The organism is Dichotomicrobium thermohalophilum (genome assembly GCF_003550175.1).
GTDB lineage: Bacteria > Pseudomonadota > Alphaproteobacteria > Rhizobiales > Rhodomicrobiaceae > Dichotomicrobium > Dichotomicrobium thermohalophilum.
Window position 1 is genome coordinate 1,031,952 of sequence record NZ_QXDF01000001.1, and the last position, 17,831, is coordinate 1,049,782.

The window sequence follows — 17,831 nt, forward strand, 5'->3', positions numbered from 1 at the left end:
CGCTCAAGAGATGCATTGAAGCATGACCACGGAACAATGGCTCGTCGTCGCAGTGCTCGCCGGCGTCGTCGCGCTCCTCATGTGGGGGCGCTGGCGGTATGACGTCGTGGCCTTCGGTGCGCTGATCGTGGCGGTAGCCGTCGGCGCGGTGCCGAGCGAGCGCGCCTTTGACGGCTTCGGCCATCCAGCGACCATAATCGTCGCGCTGGTGCTCGTCATCAGTCGCGGGCTCACGAATGCGGGCGTCGTGCAGCTCATTACCCGCTATGTGATCGACGCCGGGCGCGGCCTTTCTGCGCATATCGGGATCATGGCCTCGGTCGGCGCGGGGCTTTCGGCGGTGATGAACAATGTTGCGGCGCTGGCCGTGCTCATGCCGGTGGATCTGCAGGCCTCGGAGCAGGCCAAGCGCGCGCCCGGCCTCACACTCATGCCGCTCTCATTCGCAACGCTTCTCGGAGGGTTGGTAACGCTGATCGGCACGCCGCCGAATATCATCATCGCCAATTTCCGCCAGGAGGTCACCGGCGAACCTTTCGGCATGTTCGACTTTACGCCGGTCGGTCTGGCGATCTCGCTGGTGGGTGTGGCCTTTATCGCGCTGGCGGGCTGGCGGTTAATGCCCGAGGGCCGGCAGGGCCGCGAGACGCGTAAGGAAACTTTCGCGCTCGATGACTACATCGCCGAGGTGCGCGTGCCGGACGGCGCGGAGATCATCGGCAAGCGCGTGCGCGAGCTGGACGAGGTTGTCGAAAAAACCGGCGTTGCCGTGCTTGGTCTGTTCCGCGACAAGCGGCGGATGCCCGGTATGGCGCGGCGCGCGGTCATTTCAGCCGGCGATACGCTGGTGGTCGAAGGCGGGCCGGGCGACATCGACACGTTCACCGCCCAGCTTGGCCTGAGCTACGTGGAGGGCGAAAAACACAAAGAGCATCTCAAATCAAATGATCTCGGCTTTATCGAGGTCGTTGCGCCCGAAGGCGCGCGCATCGTCGGGCGCTCGGCCTCGGGGATGCGCCTGCTGACGCGCCAAGGCGTTGTGCTGCTGGGCGTGTCGCGGCAGGGCCGGCGCTTCGTCAAGCAAGTGCGCCGACTGGACATCCAGCCGGGCGACATTCTACTGCTTTACGGTCCGGTGGAGCGCCTGCCGGCGGTCGCGGAGTGGCTGGGCGTGCTGCGGCTGGCCGGGGGAGAGGCGCGGCCGGTGCGCCCGCAGCAGGCGCGGCTGGCGACGTCCATCTTCCTTGCTGCCATCGTGCTCGCCAGTCTTGAGCTTTTGCCGCTGCCCATCGCGCTAGGCGGGGCCTGCGTTGGCTTCGTCGCGTCGGGGATCGTGCCGTTGCGCGAGCTTTACGAGTCGATCGAATGGCCGGTGATCGTGCTGCTCGCCAGCCTGCTGCCCATCGGCGCGGCGCTGGAAAGCTCGGGCGCGACGGCGCTGCTGGCCGAGCAGATCGTGGTCATGTCCGTCGGGCTGTCGGCGGCGTGGATCCTGCTCGTCCTGATGGTGGTGACGATCATGCTCTCCTCGGTGATGAACAACACTGCCACCGCCGTCATCGCCGCGCCTCTCGCCATCGACATCGCCGGGCGGCTCAATGTCAACGCGGATGCGTTCCTGATGGGCGTCGCGGTCGCGGCGTCTGCATCGTTCCTCACGCCAATCGCGCACAAGAACAACACGCTCATCATGGGGCCGGGCGGCTACCGCTTCGGCGATTACTGGCGGCTTGGGCTGCCGCTGGAACTGATCGTGCTGGCTGTCGGTCTGCCGATGATCCTGATGGTGTGGCCGCTGTGACAGACGTGCCCGTCATCGAACTGCGCGACGTACGGCACGACTTCGACGGCGTGCCGGTGCTATGCGGGCTGAACCTGCGGCTCGCGGAACGGCGCATTGCCATCATCGGTGACAATGGCTCGGGCAAGAGCACGCTGGCGCGAATGCTGAACGGTCTGCTCGTGCCGCGTGCTGGCGAGGTCAAGATCGACGGAGCCTCAACCCGTGACGACCCGGCGGCGGCGCGCGCGGCCATCGGGCTCGTTTTCCAGAACCCGGAGCATCAGATCATCATGCCGACCGTGGAGGAGGATCTCGCGTTCGGTCCGCGCAACCTGAACCTGCCGCGCGCGGAGATCGCCGCGCGCGTTGACGATCTCCTGGTTCGCTATGGTCTGGCCGACAAGCGTACCCAGCCGGCGCATCTGCTCAGCGGGGGCGAGAAAAAGCTGCTCAGCATACTCTCGGTCGTCATCATGCGTCCGCGCACCATTGTTTTCGACGAGCCGATGACCTCGCTCGACCGGCGGAACCGCGCGCGCATTGCCCGCGTGATGGCCGAACTGCCGCAGCAGCTCATCACCATTACGCACGACCTCGATTTGATCGTCGATTACGATCGCGCCATTCTGCTCGCGGGCGGGGAACTTGTCGCAGACGGGCCGCCGCAAGAAGTCATAGCCCGCTACGAGCAACAGGACGAAACATGATCGCGCTCTACATCCATCGCGACAGCCCATTGCATCGGCTCCCGCCGGGCGCGAAGCTCGCCGGGCTGGCGCTTGCGGGTGCGGCGGTCTTCTTCCTGCCGGGGTCGGCGTGGCAGGCAGGCGCGCTGCTGCTTGTCGCGGCACTTTACCCGCTGGCGCGTCTCCCGGTCGCGGAGATCGCGCGGGCGCTCAAGCCGGTGATCATGCTGGTCGCGGCGATCTGCGCTTTTCAGTGGTTCATCGCCGGCCCGCTGGCCGCCGCTACGATCGGTTTGCGCATCATCACGCTCGTGCTGCTCGCTGCGCTGGTGACACTGACCACGCCATTCTCCGCGATGATCGACACCTTCGCGCGCGCCGCCGCATTCGCCCGCCCGCTCGGCGTGAACCCTCACAAGGTCGGGCTGGCCGCCGCGCTGGCCGTGCGGTTCATTCCGGTGCTCCTCGCAGACTATCGCGAGATACAGGCGGCGCGGCAGGCGCGGGGGGCGCGCTCACCGGGCTTGTTCGCCGCCGGACCGCTACTCATCAAGACGCTGCGCATGGCGGGCACGCTGGCGGACGCGGTGGAGGCGCGCGGCTTCGAGAACCGGAGATGAGAGGCGTTCATGCGGGTCAAGGACATTGTTTACATCGCGCTGTTCGCGGCCATCACCGCCGCGCTGGGGCTCTTGCCGCCGATCACGCTGCCGGTCATCCCGGTGCCGATCACGGCGCAGTTCCTCGGGGTGATGCTGGCCGGGTCGATCCTCGGGGCGTGGCGTGGCGGGCTGGCGCTCTTGCTGTTCATCGCGCTCGTGGCCGCGGGGCTGCCGGTGCTGGCCGGCGGGCGCGGCGGGCTTGGCGTGCTGCTGTTTTCACCGAGCGCCGGGTTCCTGCTGGCCTTTCCGATCGCCGCTTTCGTGGTCGGCTGGCTGACCGAGCGTTTTTGGCGGCGGCTGGACGTTGTGCGCGCGTTCCTGATCAATGCGATCGCCGGTATCGGGGTCGTGTATGCGATCGGGATTCCCGGCGTGGCACTGATGGGCGATCTCAGCCTCGCACAGGCGGCGGCGGGTTCGGCGGTTTTCATACCCGGTGATCTCATCAAGGCCGGAGTTGCGGCGCTCGCAGCGGTATTCGTCCGGCGCGGCTATCCGTTGATCGAGGGCGCGCGCTCTTAAATGAGGACGATCTTTACCGAGCTGGAGGCGGCGGCGCGGGCCAACCCGCAAAAGCCCGCGCTGATCGAGGGCGAGGCCGCGCTAAGCTTCGGTGAATTTCTGGGGCGCGTTCGCGGCGTCGCGGGCGCTTTTCACGGGTTGCCGCCCGGGCCGATTGCGCTGTCGATTGCTTCCCCGAGCAATGCGCTGGTGGCGTTCTTCGCGGCTGCGGCGGTCGGGCGGCCCGCTTTCGTCCTCGATCCGCACGCGCCTCCCGAGAGGATCGCGCAGGCGCTGGCGCAGGCCGAACCGGCCGCGCATCTGACCGCGCTGCCGCCACCGGGCGAGCTGGCCGAATTGCCCGAAGTCTCATCAGAGGCAGAATTCTATTGGGGTCTCACCTCCGGCACGACCGCCGCGCCCAAGATCTTCGCGCGCACGCACCGCTCCTGGCTCGCGACCTTCGAGACCGCTGAAAGCCTGTTCGACTTCGCGCCGGAGGATCGCGTCGCTTTGCCCGGGAGCTTGAGCCATTCGCTGTTTCTGTTCGGGGCGGTGCATGCGCTGTGCCGGGGGATGCCGGCGATCCTGTGCGCGCCCTTCCGTCCGGCGCGCGTGGCGCGAGAGTTGGCGGCGCATCGCGCCAACGTTCTTTACGTCGTGCCAGCGATGCTGGATTCGCTGATGAAGAGCCGCGAGACGGCGTGGCGCAAAAGCTTGCCGCTGATCTTCTCCAGCGGCGCGAAGCTGAGCGACGAGATGCGCGCAGGCGTAGAGACGGCGCTGCCCGGCGTCGATCTGGTCGAGGGTTACGGGTCTTCGGAAACAAGCTATGTCAGTTATGTCAGCACGCGCGCGCCCGCGCCTCAAGGCTCCGTGGGGCGGCTGTTCCCCGGCGTGGAGGTCGACATCCGCGACGCGGAGGGGCAGCGCTGCGCGCCGGGCGAGAGCGGCACGGTCTGGGTGCGCAGCGAAATGATCTTCGCGCGCTATGTGGGCGGGCCGGAAGCGGTCGCCACGGGCGGCTGGGTCACAGCGGGCGATGCGGGTGTGCTGGCTGATGGATTCCTCTATCTTAAGGGGCGCGCCAATCGGATCATCAACATCAAGGGGCTGAAGGTGCACCCGGAGGTGATCGAGCACGCGCTGCTGGCTCACCCGGACGTCGCGGGCGCGGCGGTCGTCGGTCTGGACGACGAAAAGCGCGGGCAGCGGCTGGCGGCCGTGGTCATACCCTGCGGCGGCAAGGCGGCGCGGGCCTCCCTCAGCGCGCATTGCCGCACGGCTCTGGGCCCGCGTCTGACGCCCCAGGATTTCTTTGCCGCGGAGGCCCTGCCTCAGACCCGGTCGGGCAAGGTGGCGGTCGATGCTCTTCGGCAAGCCCTGATGCGCGGTGATCCGGCTTATGAGGCGCTGGAATGAACCAGCCGATCATCATCGCGGCGCGGCGCACGGCCATCGGCAACGTTGGCGGGATGCATCGCGCGCGGCCCATCGAAACGCTCGGCGCGACGGCGGTTATGGCTGCGCTGGCCGACAGCGGCCTGGGTGCGGCCGATATCGGTGAGGTCATCATGGGCAACGCGGCGGGCGGCGGCGGCAACCCGGCGCGGCTTATCGCGCTCAGCGCGGGCCTGCCCGACACCGTCCCGGCGATCACGGTCGATCGGCAATGCGCCTCCGGGCTGGACGCGATCACTGCGGGTGCGCGGCTGATCCAGACCGGCGCCGTCGAGGCGGTCATCGCGGGCGGGGCCGAAAGCCCCTCGACAGCGCCCTGGCGCGTGGAAAAGCCGGCGTCGCTTTATCGCGGCCTGCCGCGCTTCTTCGGCGAGGCGCAGTTCGCCCCGGGCGCAGCGGGCGACCGGAATATGATCGAAGCGGCGGAGCGCGTGGCACTGGAGCGTGGCATCAGCCGAGAGATGCAGGACGCGTACGCCCTTGCCAGCCATGAACGCGCTGCGGCTGCTGCGGCCGCCGGGCTCTTCGATGCAGAGATCGTCGCCGCTGACGGCGGGGCGGAGCGTGACGAAGGGCCGAAGCCCGGTCTGAAGCCCGAGACGCTGGCGCGCGCGGTCCCGTTGCTCCCCGATGGCACCGTCACGGCGGGCAATAGCTGCCCGGTGAGCGACGGGGCGGCGGCGGTCGTGATGGTCTCGCACAGGCTGCACGCGCGGCTGGGCCACCCGCCAGGGCTGGCGTTCGTGGATTCAGCGGCGGGCGGCGTCGATCCCCAGCGGCTCGGGTTGGGCGCGATCCCGGCTGTCGAGCGGCTACGCGACGGGCTCGGAGAACGCTGGAATGATCTTGGGGCGATAGAGTTCAACGAAGCGTTCGCCTCGCAGGTGCTTGCCACGACGGCCGCACTCGATCTTCCGGTGGATGTAACCAATCCGCATGGCGGCGCAATCGCGCTCGGCCATCCCTATGGGGCGAGCGGGGCGGTCTTGGTGGTGCGCCTATTCACCCGGATGGCCCGCGAAGGCGTTGGCGGGCTGGGGCTTGCGATGGTGGCGGCGGCTGGTGGGTTAGGCGTGGCAACCGCGTTTGCGACGGTATGTCTGCCTCAGAAAAAATAAATAAGACACTTGTGTTAAAGGCTTTTTCATGCCTCACGTGACGCCCCACAGGATATTGGCTTGACGTTCGGCGCCACGACTGCGTTAATCTTATAAATAACGCTGATACAAATATTGGCGTTGCGTGCTGAATACATGCGTTTTCGGGCCCCGCCTGAACACGTGCGTGACCGAGGACGGGCCATGACGTCACGCCCTACGAGATGCCGGCTGCCGTTGCGAAAAGACGGTGGGCCAGCACCGCTGCTTCACGCTTGCCAATCTGCCGATGCGCTGCGACGGAGGCTTGGCACGCCATTTGCCGCGCGTTAACGCGTTATCCGACCAAAATTGTATACGCATTGAAGATACCGCGCCTTATCAACGCACAGGACGGGCCGTTTGAACGCATTTGGTGAATCGGGGTCGGGAATGGAAAATCTGGCGATCGGCTGGCGCGAATGGGCCGCCCTGCCCAAGCTGGGTCTGCCGGCGATAAAGGCGAAAATCGACACGGGCGCGCGCACCTCGGCGCTGCACGCATTCAGGGTGGAGACCTTCGGGCCGGAGGACAATCCTCGGGTGCGCTTCTGGGTGCATCCGGTCGAAGGTCGTGACGACATTGAGGTGAAGTGTACGGCAAAGGTGCTGGACCGCCGGCAGGTAGTCAGCTCCAACGGGGTGTCCGAACTGCGCTACATCATCCGCACGCCGATCCGCATCGGTGACCGCGAGTGGCCTATCGAGATCTCACTGTGTAATCGGGAGACGATGACCCACCGGATGTTGATCGGGCGGACTGCACTGGAGTCGATCGAGGCGGTCATCAAGCCGTGGGGCGAGTTCTATCAGGGACATCTGGACTACAAGGTCTATGACACGGTCGCCCGCCAGCCGGTCGAGCATCGCCCTCTGCGGATCGCGCTCCTGACGATGGAGCCAAACAATTACTCCAATCGCCGCTTGATGGCGGCGGGTGAGGCCCGGGAGCACGTGATCGAGCCGCTGGAGACGCTGGGCTGCTATATCAACATCAACCGGATTGCCTCGGCGGTCCATTATCGCGGCAAGGCGCTGCAGGAGTTCGACGCAGTGATCCCGCGGATCGGCTCGGGCATCACCGAATACGGCACAGCGCTGGTGCGCCAGTTCGAACTGACCAAGGCGTTCTGCCTCAACTCGGGGCGCGCGATCAGCAACGCCCGGAACAAGCTGCTGGCGCATCAGATCATGGCCGAGAACCAGCTTCCGATGCCGATCACCGCCTTCGCAAGCTCGCCGCACAGCACAGACGACCTGATCGACATGGTGGGCGGGCCGCCGCTGGTCATCAAGCTGCTGCAAAGCACGCAAGGTCGCGGCGTGGTGCTGGCCGACACGCGCAAGGCGGCCAGCTCGATCATTGACGCTTTCCGCAATGCCGAAGCGAACTTCCTCGTCCAGCAATTCGTCGCAGACGCGGCCGGGCAGGATATCCGCTGCATTGTCCTGGCCGACAAGGTCATTGCCGCCATGCGGCGTGTCTCCGGGACTGGCGATTTCCGCTCGAACCTGCATTCGGGTGGCTCGGCCATGCCGGTAAAGATTTCCAGCGAGGAGCGCCGGGTTGCGGTGAAGGCGGCCAAGAAGATGGGACTGAAATTCGCCGGAGTGGATCTGTTGCGCTCAAAGAACGGGCCGCTGATCCTGGAAGTGAATTCAAGCCCTGGGCTTCAGGGCATCGAGTCTGTGGTCGGCGAAACGATCGCGGAGGCGGTGATAAAATATATCGAGCAGAACACTTTCCATCAGCGACCCAAGATCAAGAAGAAGAGCGCTGCCGCATAGGCGACTTGCCGGGCGGGTGATGTCCGGCCCGTTTTTTCGCAGAGGCGGACGCCCGGCGCAGCCCCCTCCGAGTTGCCGGTCATGCCTGGCCGTAACGTGATCGAGGCAGGGGCCTAGGCCTCCCGCAGCCTGGCCGTCTTGACTGGCGAGATGCGCAGCTGCGTGATCCGATTGCGCTGGCGCTTGATGATTTCGAAGCGGAAGCCGTGGAACCGGAAAACCTGCCCTTCGTCCGGGATCGTCTCGGCCTCGTGGATGACGAGCCCGGCGATCGTGGTCGCCTCCTCGTCGGGCAACTCCCAGTCGCGCAGGCGGTTCAGGTCACGGATCGGCACGGTGCCATCCACGATGAGGCTGCCGTCCGGCTGAGGGCGGATGCCGGTGACGGTGACGTCCAGCTCATCAGAGATCTCGCCGACGATTTCCTCAAGGATGTCCTCCAGCGTGACAAGCCCCATGACCTCGCCGAATTCATCGACCACGAGCGCGAAATGCGCCTTCTTGCGCAGGAAGGCGTTGAGCTGATCCTTCAGGCTCGTGGTCTCGGGAACGAACCACGGCTCGGCGGCGACGGACAGGATGTCAATCCTGCTCATGTCGCCCTGCGCCTGCTGCACCGCGCGCAACAAAGCTTTGGCGTGGACAATGCCAACAATGTTGTCCAGATCGTCCTGCCAGATCGGAAGGCGCGTGTGGGGGCTGTGGAGCACGTTTTCGACAAGCTGTTCGGGCGGTTCGTCGGCGTTGATGGTTTCCATCTTTGTGCGATGGACCATGATGTCGGAGACCGTCAGGTCGGGCAGGTCGAGCACCCCGCCCAGCATGTCGCGATCGAACTTCACCACGCGCCCTGCGCGATGATGCAGGTCGATCGCGCCGCGTATCTCCTGGCGCGGCGAGAAATGGTCCTCGGCCTGATGCCGGGTGATGAAGGTCAGCATCCGCGAGACGAGGACCTGTACGCCCGCGGTGACCGGCGAGAAAAGCCGGACTACCACCGTCAGGATCGGCGCAGTGGCGAGCGCAAATCGGTCCGGGTTCCCGATCGCGTAGGTCTTCGGCATAACTTCCGCGAAAATCACCACCAGCGCCGTCATGACGAGAGTCGCATAGGCCACGCCCGCCTGGCCGAAAAGCTGCAGGAACAGGCTGGTGGCCAGCGCGGAGCCGAGAATATTGACGAGGTTGTTGCCGAGTAGGATCGCGCCGAGGAACCGCTCGCGCCGCTCCACGAGCTGGTTGACCGCCTTTGCCCGCTTGTCGCCCTCCTTCTCCAAGGCATGCATCCGCCCGCGCGAGGTGGCGGTCAGCGCGGTTTCCGAGCCGGAAAAGAAACCCGACAGGAACAGCAATCCGATGATCGCAGCAGTTGTCAGCAATAGCCCGAGCGTCATGGTCCCCGGCATTCCTCCGACAGCAGGCGCTTCAGATCGTCGATGGCGACGTCGCGGGTTATGAACGCGTCGCCGATGTCGCGCACGAGAATGAAGGTCAGCCGGCCGCCCGTGACCTTCTTGTCCTGCATCATGTGGGTGATGAGTTCGGCCGGCTCCGGAATCCCGCGACCGCAAGCCCCGAGTTCGCCGATGGCGACTGGCAGGCCGACCGCGCGCAGATGCGCCGTGACACGCTCGTGCCGGCCGGGCGGGCATAGGCCGAGCTGTTCCGAAAGCTTGAAGGCCAGCCCCACACCGATCGCGACCGCCTCGCCGTGGAGCAGGTCACCGGAATAGCCGGCCCAGGCTTCCAGCGCATGGCCAAAGGTATGGCCAAGATTGAGGAGGGCGCGTTTGCCGGATTCGCGCTCATCTTCCGCAACGATATCCGACTTCATCTGGCAGCTTTTCTCGATGGCGTAGGCGCGTGCCTCGGCATCGCCGCGCAGGAGCGCGAGGCCGTTTTCCTCCAGCCAGGCGAAGAACTGCGCGTCCCCCAAAAGGCCGTATTTGACGATCTCGGCATAGCCGGCGCGCAGTTCGCGGGCGGGCAGCGTGTCGAGCGTGTCGGTGTCGGCGATGACCAGCCGCGGCTGATGGAACGTGCCGATCAGGTTCTTGCCCTGCGGCGTGTTGATGCCGGTCTTGCCGCCGACCGAGCTGTCAACCTGTGCCAGCAGCGTCGTCGGCACCTGCACGAGCGCCACTCCCCGGCGGAGGATGCTCGCGGCAAAGCCCGCCAGATCGCCGATCACGCCGCCACCCAGTGCGATGACCGCATCGCCGCGCTCGATCCCACGCATGAGCAGCGCTTCGCAGAGCGGCGCGAGTTGCTCGAAGCTCTTGCTGGACTCCCCGGCCGGCACCACGACCGGGTCGACCGCCAGCCGTGCTTCCGACAGGTTGGCCTGCAGCGCCTCCAGGTGCAGGCGCGCAACCGTGGCGTCCGTGACTACCGCGCACCGCTGCCAGTCGCCGGCGACCCGGACCATTTCCGCAGCGCGGCCGAGCAACCCCGCGCCTATATGGATGGGATAGCTGCGCTGGTCGAGCGCAACTGTGACTGTGCGGCTGTTGCCGCCGGGCGCGTCGGGAACGGGCGTGGCTTGGCTCATCTGTTTTCAGACATTGGTATTATTGGCCGGGGGCTGCATCATCCGTGCTGTCGGCGTCATGGGGCAGCAGGCGCGCGGCAATCGCATCGACGATCTCCTCCACGATGATTTCGTGGGGCACGTTGCGACTTTCAATCGTGATGTCCGCGCCGGCATAGACCGGGTAGCGCTCGCCCATGAGTCGCTGCATGATTTCACGGGGGTCACCGGCCTTGAGCAGCGGCCGCGTGTCGCGGCGGGACACGCGCTCCATCAGCACGTCCAGATCGGCCTTGAGCCAGATCGACAGGCCTTTGTCGGAGATTTCGGCACGCGTTTCCGCATTCATGTAGGCACCGCCGCCTGTGGCCAGAACGATCGGCCCTTCGCTGAGAAGCCGCGCGATAACGCGACGTTCACCGTCGCGGAAATAGGCTTCCCCATGGTCCGCGAAAATCTCGTTAATGGTCTTGCCGGCCGCCGCCTCGATCTCCTTGTCGGCGTCGACGAAACGGAGACCGAGCCGCTTGCCGAGCCGCCGGCCGATCGCGCTCTTGCCTGCGCCCATCAGGCCGATCAGTACCAGGCTGCGCGACCCGAGCGCGTCGTGGATGCGCCGGGCGGTCTTGTCCTGCGGCAATTTCGCGGACCGATCGGATTCGTTGGACTTGGCGGACATGACTGATCGAAAATCACACGAAATGGCGACCAATCGCTTGGCCGCAGCGAACGGTTCCATAACTGCGCGCGCATGGCAATTTTTTTCAGTCCAACGCTTGACAAATCAGACACGACCGGGCCAGCCATAAACGCGCCCGTGCCGGGCATGATCGGGGGATCGGGATGCCGACTCTTTTCAGGTTCCTGTTTATTGTCGGATTGATCGTTGCCTTGTTCTATGGCGCAATGTATGCTTTGCCGCAATATTTCCCGCCCGATCAAAAAGAAATCACCAAGCCGGTCCGCAATATCGAGCTGAAATAGGTCTGCTGTCGATTGTTGCGCGCCGGTGATGCCAACCGTGGATGGACGTCCCTTGACGGCCGAACCGCCGCATAAACTCCATGTCGATAGCGCGCCTGTCGCAAATGGCGTGAAAGCTCGCGCGGCCGCAGATCAAGAGGCGTTTGAGGACGGCGATCTCGCGCGGTTTCTCGACATGCTGAGCGCGGAAAAGGGTGCTGCGGCCAACACGCTGGTAGCGTATCGCAATGACCTCGCAGACTTGGGTGCGTTTCTCGCCGCGCAGGGCCTGGACTTTCGTCGGGCCCAGGCCAGTGATCTTCGCGGTTACATGACCCGACTGGGCGAGGTCGGACTGGCAATGTCCTCGCGGGCGCGGCGTCTGTCGGCCATCAAGCAGTTCTTCGCGTTTCTCCTGGCCGAGAGCCTGCGCGATGACGACCCGTCCGCGCTGCTGGAAGGGCCACGCCGCCGGCTGCCGCTGCCGAAAACATTGAGCGTTGCGGAAGTCGACCTGCTGCTGTCAACTGCCAGGTCCCGCAAGCTGGAGGCCACGGGCAAAGAGCGCAAGCGCGCCGCACGGCTGCATTGCCTGCTGGAAATGCTTTACGCCACCGGGATGCGGGCAAGCGAGCTGGTTTCGTTGCCCCGCAACGCGCTGGCCGGGGATCGGCAGGTGCTCACGATCCGCGGCAAGGGCGGGCGCGAGCGGCTCGTACCGCTGAACGAGGCTGCGATCGAGGCGCTTGAAGACTATCTGGCCGGCAGTCCCGCAGCGGATCGCGAGTCGGTCTGGCTCTTTCCGTCCTGGGGGCGGGCAGGACATCTGACCCGTCAGCGTCTGTCTCAGGAGTTGAAGGCGCTCGGACGCGAGGTTGGCATCGATCCAGCGAAGCTGTCGCCGCATGTGCTGCGCCACGCCTTCGCGAGCCACCTGCTGGAGCGCGGTGCCGATCTGCGCGCGGTTCAAAAACTGCTCGGCCACGCCGACATATCGACGACCCAGATTTACACGCACGTGCTCGAAGAGCGGCTGCGCGAGGTCATGCAGATGCATCACCCGCTGGCGAAGAATCCGGTGTTGTCCACCGACCGGGCCAGCTAGGCGCGCCGAGCGTGCGTGCTGGATCGCCTTGACAGCGCCAAAATGTCCGGCGCAGGTTCGCGCGTCCCGATTGCCGCCAAGACCAATGGCTTGAAACGTCCATGCGTACCTATCTCGATTTTGAAAAGCAGATCGCCGAGCTGGAGAACAAGATCCAGGAACTGAAGTCGCTCGCAGAAGAGGACAGCTCGGTCGAGTTCCAGGATGAGGTGGCCCAGCTCGAGGCGAAGGCGCGGGATGCGCTGCAGCAAACCTATTCCTCCCTCACGCCCTGGCAGAAGACCCAGGTCGCGCGCCACCCGGACCGTCCGCACACAATGGACTACATCCGTGCGCTGATCAGCGAGTTCACGCCGCTGGCCGGTGACCGCTACTTCGCCGAGGACGCCGCGATCGTCGCCGGGATGGGCTGGTTCCGCGGCCGCCCCGTGATGATCGTCGGGAACGAAAAAGGCTTCGACACCGAATCCCGGTTGCACCACAACTTCGGCATGGCCCGGCCCGAGGGCTATCGCAAGGTGGTGCGCCTGCTGGACCTCGCGGAGAAATTCGGCCTGCCGGTGCTCTCGTTCGTGGATACCGCAGGTGCGTACCCCGGCATCGGCGCGGAAGAGCGCGGTCAGGCCGAGGCGATTGCGCGCTCGACCCAGCGCTGTCTTGCGCTGGAGACGCCGATGATGGCGGTCGTGATCGGCGAAGGGGGCTCGGGCGGTGCGGTCGCCATCGCCACGGCCAACCGGGTGATGATGCTGGAGCACTCGATTTATACGGTTGCCTCGCCCGAGGCAGCCGCCTCGATCCTGTGGCACGATTCGGCGCGAGCGCAGGAAGCCGCCACGAACATGAAGATCACCGCGCAGGATCTGCACAATCTCGGCATCATTGACGATGTGATCCCCGAGCCGGTCGGCGGCGCACACCGGGCCCGCGAAGAGACCATTGCACGCGTAGGCGACACACTGGAAAACGCGCTGGCTGACTGCGACAACGTTCCCGGCGATCGCCTGCGCAAGGCCCGCGAAGCCAAATTCCTCGCCATTGGCCGCGATCTGTAAGCCCCACCTTGGAATAGCGCCTCACGGGAGTGTGACCAAGGCCGTGATTCGCCTCACAAAATTGACACGGTTGGTTTATAACTGGGAAACCATCGCGTGCTACGTGTCGGAACGGACCATCTGCCGCGGTCGGCTCGCGGCGCATCGCTCACTGCCGGGGACTTGCATATGGCTGGCACCTTCTCTCAGCGCGCGCTGACGGCGCTCGTGCTCCTGCTCGCTGCCGTGAGCCTGAGCGGCTGTCTTGGTGAGGCGACAGCCCCGCATCTCAAGCCGATACCGGCCGCTGCCCAGGCCCGCCTGGCGAAGATGGGCATGACGGCGGATGCGCCGATCCTCGTGCGCATTTTCAAGGAAGAAGCGGAACTCGAAATCTGGAAAAAGAAGGATGACGGCCGCTTCCATCTCTTCAAGACCTATCCGATATGCTTCTTCTCCGGCAAGCTGGGGCCGAAGCTTAAAGAGGGCGATAAGCAGGCCCCGGAAGGCTTCTATACGGTCAGCCCAGGCCGAATGAATCCGAACAGCGATTTTCATCTGTCCTTCAATCTCGGCTATCCGAACCGTTTTGATGCTGCGCACGGGCGCACCGGCGCACATCTGATGGTGCATGGCGACTGCAGTTCTGCAGGATGCTACGCGATGACGGACGCGCTTATCGAGGAAATCTACGCGATTGCGCGCGAAGCGTTTGAGGGCGGGCAGCGCCGGTTTCATGTCCACGCGTTCCCTTTCCGCATGACCGAAGAGAACATGGCGCGCCATCAGGGGAATCGTTGGTATGGCTTCTGGCAGATGCTCAAGGCTGGCTACGACGCCTTTGAGCAGACACGCGTTCAACCAAGCATCGCGGTCTGTGAGAAGCGATATCTCGTGAACGCGGAGTTTCTCGGAGACGTAGCGAAGCCGGACCCGAAGAAGGAATGTCCGCCGCACCGCATCCTCGACCCCGAGACGATCCTTGCGCGTCTGGCGGGCGAAGAGACGGAAGTGGCGGCCCAGTCGCGCCCGACCAACAAGCGTCAGCCTCAGGAGACGACAGCCAGCATTTCGCAGACGCCGCGGACGGCCGAGCCCAAGTCGCAGCGTCCGGTGATTGCCGCGTCGGTCGCGGCCGAGGAGCCGGCACCCGCCGAAACGCAATCAGCCGACCCGGCGCCGCGCGACACGGAGGAGACCGAGCCCACGGGCGATGCTGGACCGTGGGTCGTGCCGGAGGGAACCCCCGCCGGTGCCAACGGTGATCGCGCGCCCGGCTCCTCAACGTGACACAAGGTCCGCGCATAACCGACGACGTTTCAATTTGGCAGTCAGCTTGGGAATTCCTGCTGATAACTGCGCTGCATTTGCAGTCGCGTTGACGCCATGCTGGCTGAGATACGCGAGAAAGTGCTATACTTAGAATTTAACGTGTTGCGGTTCACGAGGCATAAACCAGCCCGCCGCGCGAGAAAGCCAAAGGAGTTTCGTTTGCTTGGCCTTCAATCGCTTTTCGGTGTCCGGTTCGCCTGGGCGCTTGGGATCGTTGCCGCAATCGGTCTGGGCTTGTCGCCAGCCGCCGCGCGCAGCACGCAGGAGTCCGACCCCCAGCTGCAAATTTCCGAAGGGTTCTCGCTGTTGGGCAGCTACCTCGCCGGGCGGGTTGCCAGCCGCGACAAGAACCTTGAAGCCGCAGCGGAATACTATCGCCGCGCCCTCACCCGCGACCCGGATAACGCGGACATGTTGGGCGAAGCCTTCAAGGCGGAGCTGGGCGCCGGCAACATGCGCGAAGCGGTCCGTCTTGCACGGCGCCTGACGGCGGCCGGTGGCTCGGAGTACGGCTTCGCTTACCTGCTGCTCGGAACCGACGCCTTCAAGCGCGGCGATTATGCGGAGGCGGAGCGCCTCTTCCGCACTGTTGGCGACAGCCCGATCATCCAACTCACCGACCGCCTGGCGCTTGCCTGGACTCAGTTCGCGCGCGGGCGCAAGGCCCAGGCGATCGACACGCTGTCGGTGACGCAAAGCGCGGATCGGTCGCAGTATTTTCAGCATATGCATATGGCGCTCGCCTCGGATCTTGCGGGGCGGCCCGACGATGCCCGAGACCTCTTCGAGCGTGCCTTTGAACGGCATAACACCAATCGCCGGCTGATTCAGGCCTATGCGCGCCACGCCGCCGTGCGCGGCGACGACGCGCTTGTGAAAGAAATTCTCGGCCCGTATCAGAGCGGTGATGGCGCGGACCGCGGCTTGCGCGCTCTCTATGCGGAGTTGAGGGGGACAGACGAGCCGGAACTGCTGGTGACCAACGCGCGCGAGGGGCTGGCCGAGGTCTATTTCGGAATCGGTGCTGTCCTGTCCAGCGAGCAGGCGGCCGCCGTGTCGCGGTTTTATCTGCAACTGGCGCTATACCTGCGCCCGGAATTCAATCGCGCCTACTATCTGCTCGGCGAGATCGAGACGCGGGATCAGCGGCTTGAGGCGGGGCTTGAGGCTTACCGCAGTGTGGCAGCCTCCTCGGCACTTTATCTCGACGCGCGCATCCGCGGGGCCTTCATCCTGAATGCACTGGAGCGCAGCGATGAGGGTATCGGTATGCTCACCGCCATGGTCGCCGACTACCCTGAGGAACCGCGGCTGCTTCAAGCGATCGGAAACATCCTGCGCGATGAGGAAGAGTATGCGCAGGCGGCGCGATATTACGACCAGGCCATCCAGATTATTGGCGAGCCGGACCCGGAACACTGGCTGTACTACTACGCGCGGGGTATCTGCTACGAGCGCATGAAGGTGTGGGACAAGGCCGAGGTTGATCTGCAGAAGGCGCTGGAACTCAATCCGGATCAGGCGTCGGTCATGAACTATCTCGGCTATTCATGGGTCGACCAGAACATGCATCTGGAAAAGGCCATGGACCTCATTCGCGAGGCCGTGCGGCGTGAGCCGAACAATGGCTACTACGTCGACAGCCTTGGTTGGGCTTATTACAGGCTCGGCCAGTTCGAGAAGGCCGTGAAGCAGTTGGAAAAGGCCGTCGAACTGCGCCCGGAGGACCCGATCCTCAATGATCATCTGGGTGATGCCTACTGGAAGGTCGGGCGCAAGCGGGAGGCCCGGTTCCAGTGGTCCCATGCGCTGAGCCTCGACCCTGAGCCGGAAGATCGCAAGGAAATCCTCGACAAGCTGGCCAATGGTCTGCAGGACGACGTGAACAAGAAGGCCGAACTGGGCGAGGCTGGCGCGGCCAACATGCAGTAGCCCGGACCCGTGCGGGAGACGACCGGACATGTCGGAAGGCGCCGGGGCGGCTTTGCAGGAGTTTGCGCCCGCGAAGGTCAATCTGACGCTGGAAATTCCCGGCCGCCGCGCCGACGGGTACCACGAGATCGTCAGCCTCATCGCTTTCGCCGATGTCGGGGATACGCTGACGCTCCACCCCGCGGAAACCCGCGAAGTGACCCTCGATGTGCAGGGCCCTTTCGGAAAAGCAATCGACCAGGATAATCTGGTCCTGCGCGCCGCGCGGGCATTTCTGGAAAGCGAACCGGAGGTGCCGGGCGGGCATTTTGTGCTGGACAAGCGGCTGCCGGTCGCCGGCGGGATCGGCGGCGGATCGGCCGATGCGGCTGCGGCTGTGCGGCTTCTGGCGCGCGCGAATCGCTGCGGTCCCGATTGGCGCGCGCGACTTTTGCCGGCGCTGACCCGGCTGGGCGCGGACATCCCCGTTTGCATTGAGTCGCGGGCGGCCTGGGTGCGCGGGATCGGCGAGAAGGTCGCGCCGCTTTCGACGATGCCAGAGTTGCCTGCCGTGCTGATCAATCCCGGCGTGCCGCTGCCGACCGGCGAGGTATTCGCTGCGCTGGGCGCGCCGTTGCTGGATGAGGCGTCCAATGGCATCGAAACGCCGCAAGGCTTTGGGGCGCGAGCACCGCTCGTGAGCTACCTGCGCGAGCATGCGAACGACCTTGAGCCTCCCGCCCGCCGTCTCGTGCCAGTGATCGGCGATGTTCTTGAGGCGATTGCCGGAACGCCCGGCTGCCTGATGGGACGGCTATCGGGAAGCGGACCGACCTGCTACGGGCTATTTGGCTCCCGCGAGGAAGCGACGCGCGCGGCGCGCGCGCTCGCGGCAGATCGTCCCGGTTGGTGGATCGTGCCGACCCGCTTGACCTGAAC

Annotated in this window: 16 protein-coding genes; 13 read left to right on the top strand and 3 right to left on the bottom strand. The window is 65.1% G+C overall.

The annotated features are described in order from the left end of the window. Positions 1-22 precede the first annotated feature (22 nt). The 7 genes from BXY53_RS04705 to rimK all read left to right on the top strand — a co-directional run bounded on the left by BXY53_RS04705 (position 23) and on the right by rimK (position 8,017). A complete protein-coding gene (locus BXY53_RS04705; RefSeq protein WP_119060726.1) occupies positions 23-1,801 on the top strand; it encodes an SLC13 family permease in 1,779 nt (592 codons plus the stop codon). After that, on the top strand, positions 1,798-2,490 hold the full coding sequence (locus BXY53_RS04710; RefSeq protein ID WP_342634961.1) for an energy-coupling factor ABC transporter ATP-binding protein: 693 nt from the start codon (positions 1,798-1,800) through the stop codon (positions 2,488-2,490). The genes BXY53_RS04705 and BXY53_RS04710 overlap by 4 nt, the downstream gene beginning before the upstream one ends. Next, complete coding sequence (locus BXY53_RS04715; RefSeq protein ID WP_119060727.1) at positions 2,487-3,089, top strand: energy-coupling factor transporter transmembrane component T family protein; 603 nt, start codon at positions 2,487-2,489, stop codon at positions 3,087-3,089. The genes BXY53_RS04710 and BXY53_RS04715 overlap by 4 nt, the downstream gene beginning before the upstream one ends. Positions 3,090-3,098: 9 nt before the next feature. Then, positions 3,099-3,653 (top strand): biotin transporter BioY, encoded by a 555-nt coding sequence (locus tag BXY53_RS04720; protein ID WP_119060728.1) that lies wholly within the window; start codon positions 3,099-3,101, stop codon positions 3,651-3,653. Next, positions 3,654-5,054 (top strand): class I adenylate-forming enzyme family protein, encoded by a 1,401-nt coding sequence (locus BXY53_RS04725; protein ID WP_119060729.1) that lies wholly within the window; start codon positions 3,654-3,656, stop codon positions 5,052-5,054. Further along, complete coding sequence (locus BXY53_RS04730; protein WP_119060730.1) at positions 5,051-6,211, top strand: thiolase family protein; 1,161 nt, start codon at positions 5,051-5,053, stop codon at positions 6,209-6,211. The genes BXY53_RS04725 and BXY53_RS04730 overlap by 4 nt, the downstream gene beginning before the upstream one ends. A gap of 411 nt (positions 6,212-6,622) precedes the next feature. Further along, positions 6,623-8,017, top strand: coding sequence for a 30S ribosomal protein S6--L-glutamate ligase (gene rimK, locus BXY53_RS04735; protein WP_119060731.1), 1,395 nt, complete (start codon positions 6,623-6,625; stop codon positions 8,015-8,017). Positions 8,018-8,130: 113 nt separating this feature from the next. Here the strand turns inward: rimK and BXY53_RS04740 are convergent, their stop codons facing one another. Genes BXY53_RS04740 through BXY53_RS04750 form a run of 3 tightly spaced genes read right to left on the bottom strand, consistent with a single transcriptional unit; the run spans position 8,131 to position 11,226 of the window. After that, positions 8,131-9,411 (bottom strand): HlyC/CorC family transporter, encoded by a 1,281-nt coding sequence (locus tag BXY53_RS04740; RefSeq protein ID WP_119060732.1) that lies wholly within the window; start codon positions 9,409-9,411, stop codon positions 8,131-8,133. After that, positions 9,408-10,568, bottom strand: a complete 1,161-nt coding sequence (gene aroB, locus BXY53_RS04745) for a 3-dehydroquinate synthase (RefSeq protein WP_119060733.1) — start codon at positions 10,566-10,568, stop codon at positions 9,408-9,410. The genes BXY53_RS04740 and aroB overlap by 4 nt, the downstream gene beginning before the upstream one ends. A gap of 19 nt (positions 10,569-10,587) precedes the next feature. Then, on the bottom strand, positions 10,588-11,226 hold the full coding sequence (locus tag BXY53_RS04750; RefSeq protein WP_119060734.1) for a shikimate kinase: 639 nt from the start codon (positions 11,224-11,226) through the stop codon (positions 10,588-10,590). Between the two features lie 164 nt (positions 11,227-11,390). On the opposite strand from BXY53_RS04750, the gene BXY53_RS04755 reads away from it, so the two are divergent. The 6 genes from BXY53_RS04755 to BXY53_RS04780 all read left to right on the top strand — a co-directional run bounded on the left by BXY53_RS04755 (position 11,391) and on the right by BXY53_RS04780 (position 17,829). Beyond that, the gene (locus tag BXY53_RS04755) at positions 11,391-11,531 is read left to right on the top strand and encodes a histidine kinase (RefSeq protein WP_119060735.1); all 141 of its coding nucleotides are present in this window, start codon (positions 11,391-11,393) and stop codon (positions 11,529-11,531) included. A gap of 52 nt (positions 11,532-11,583) precedes the next feature. Next, positions 11,584-12,615: a site-specific tyrosine recombinase XerD gene (locus tag BXY53_RS04760; protein ID WP_245410357.1), complete on the top strand. Its 1,032-nt coding sequence runs from the start codon at positions 11,584-11,586 to the stop codon at positions 12,613-12,615. 101 nt (positions 12,616-12,716) lie between these two features. Further along, positions 12,717-13,670, top strand: a complete 954-nt coding sequence (locus BXY53_RS04765; protein ID WP_119060737.1) for an acetyl-CoA carboxylase carboxyltransferase subunit alpha — start codon at positions 12,717-12,719, stop codon at positions 13,668-13,670. A gap of 168 nt (positions 13,671-13,838) precedes the next feature. Further along, positions 13,839-14,939 carry a L,D-transpeptidase family protein gene (locus tag BXY53_RS04770; protein WP_119060738.1) on the top strand — a complete coding sequence of 367 codons (1,101 nt, stop codon included), beginning with the start codon at positions 13,839-13,841 and terminating at the stop codon, positions 14,937-14,939. 201 nt (positions 14,940-15,140) lie between these two features. Next, positions 15,141-16,913, top strand: coding sequence for a tetratricopeptide repeat protein (locus BXY53_RS04775; RefSeq protein ID WP_170144339.1), 1,773 nt, complete (start codon positions 15,141-15,143; stop codon positions 16,911-16,913). 28 nt (positions 16,914-16,941) lie between these two features. Then, on the top strand, positions 16,942-17,829 hold the full coding sequence (locus BXY53_RS04780; protein ID WP_119060740.1) for a 4-(cytidine 5'-diphospho)-2-C-methyl-D-erythritol kinase: 888 nt from the start codon (positions 16,942-16,944) through the stop codon (positions 17,827-17,829). Positions 17,830-17,831 lie beyond the last annotated feature (2 nt).

Bases quoted from the DNA above. Each gene is read 5' to 3' on its own strand.
- BXY53_RS04780 (WP_119060740.1), top strand. From the start codon at position 16,942: ATGTCGGAAGGCGCCGGGGCGGCTTTGCAGGAGTTTGCGCCCGCGAAG.
- BXY53_RS04755 (WP_119060735.1), top strand. From the start codon at position 11,391: ATGCCGACTCTTTTCAGGTTCCTGTTTATTGTCGGATTGATCGTTGCC.
- BXY53_RS04765 (WP_119060737.1), top strand. From the start codon at position 12,717: ATGCGTACCTATCTCGATTTTGAAAAGCAGATCGCCGAGCTGGAGAAC.
- rimK (WP_119060731.1), top strand. From the start codon at position 6,623: ATGGAAAATCTGGCGATCGGCTGGCGCGAATGGGCCGCCCTGCCCAAG.
- BXY53_RS04705 (WP_119060726.1), top strand. From the start codon at position 23: ATGACCACGGAACAATGGCTCGTCGTCGCAGTGCTCGCCGGCGTCGTC.
- BXY53_RS04740 (WP_119060732.1), bottom strand. From the start codon at position 9,411: ATGACGCTCGGGCTATTGCTGACAACTGCTGCGATCATCGGATTGCTG.
- BXY53_RS04715 (WP_119060727.1), top strand. From the start codon at position 2,487: ATGATCGCGCTCTACATCCATCGCGACAGCCCATTGCATCGGCTCCCG.
- BXY53_RS04750 (WP_119060734.1), bottom strand. From the start codon at position 11,226: ATGTCCGCCAAGTCCAACGAATCCGATCGGTCCGCGAAATTGCCGCAG.
- BXY53_RS04725 (WP_119060729.1), top strand. From the start codon at position 3,654: ATGAGGACGATCTTTACCGAGCTGGAGGCGGCGGCGCGGGCCAACCCG.
- BXY53_RS04720 (WP_119060728.1), top strand. From the start codon at position 3,099: ATGCGGGTCAAGGACATTGTTTACATCGCGCTGTTCGCGGCCATCACC.
- BXY53_RS04770 (WP_119060738.1), top strand. From the start codon at position 13,839: ATGGCTGGCACCTTCTCTCAGCGCGCGCTGACGGCGCTCGTGCTCCTG.
- aroB (WP_119060733.1), bottom strand. From the start codon at position 10,568: ATGAGCCAAGCCACGCCCGTTCCCGACGCGCCCGGCGGCAACAGCCGC.
- BXY53_RS04730 (WP_119060730.1), top strand. From the start codon at position 5,051: ATGAACCAGCCGATCATCATCGCGGCGCGGCGCACGGCCATCGGCAAC.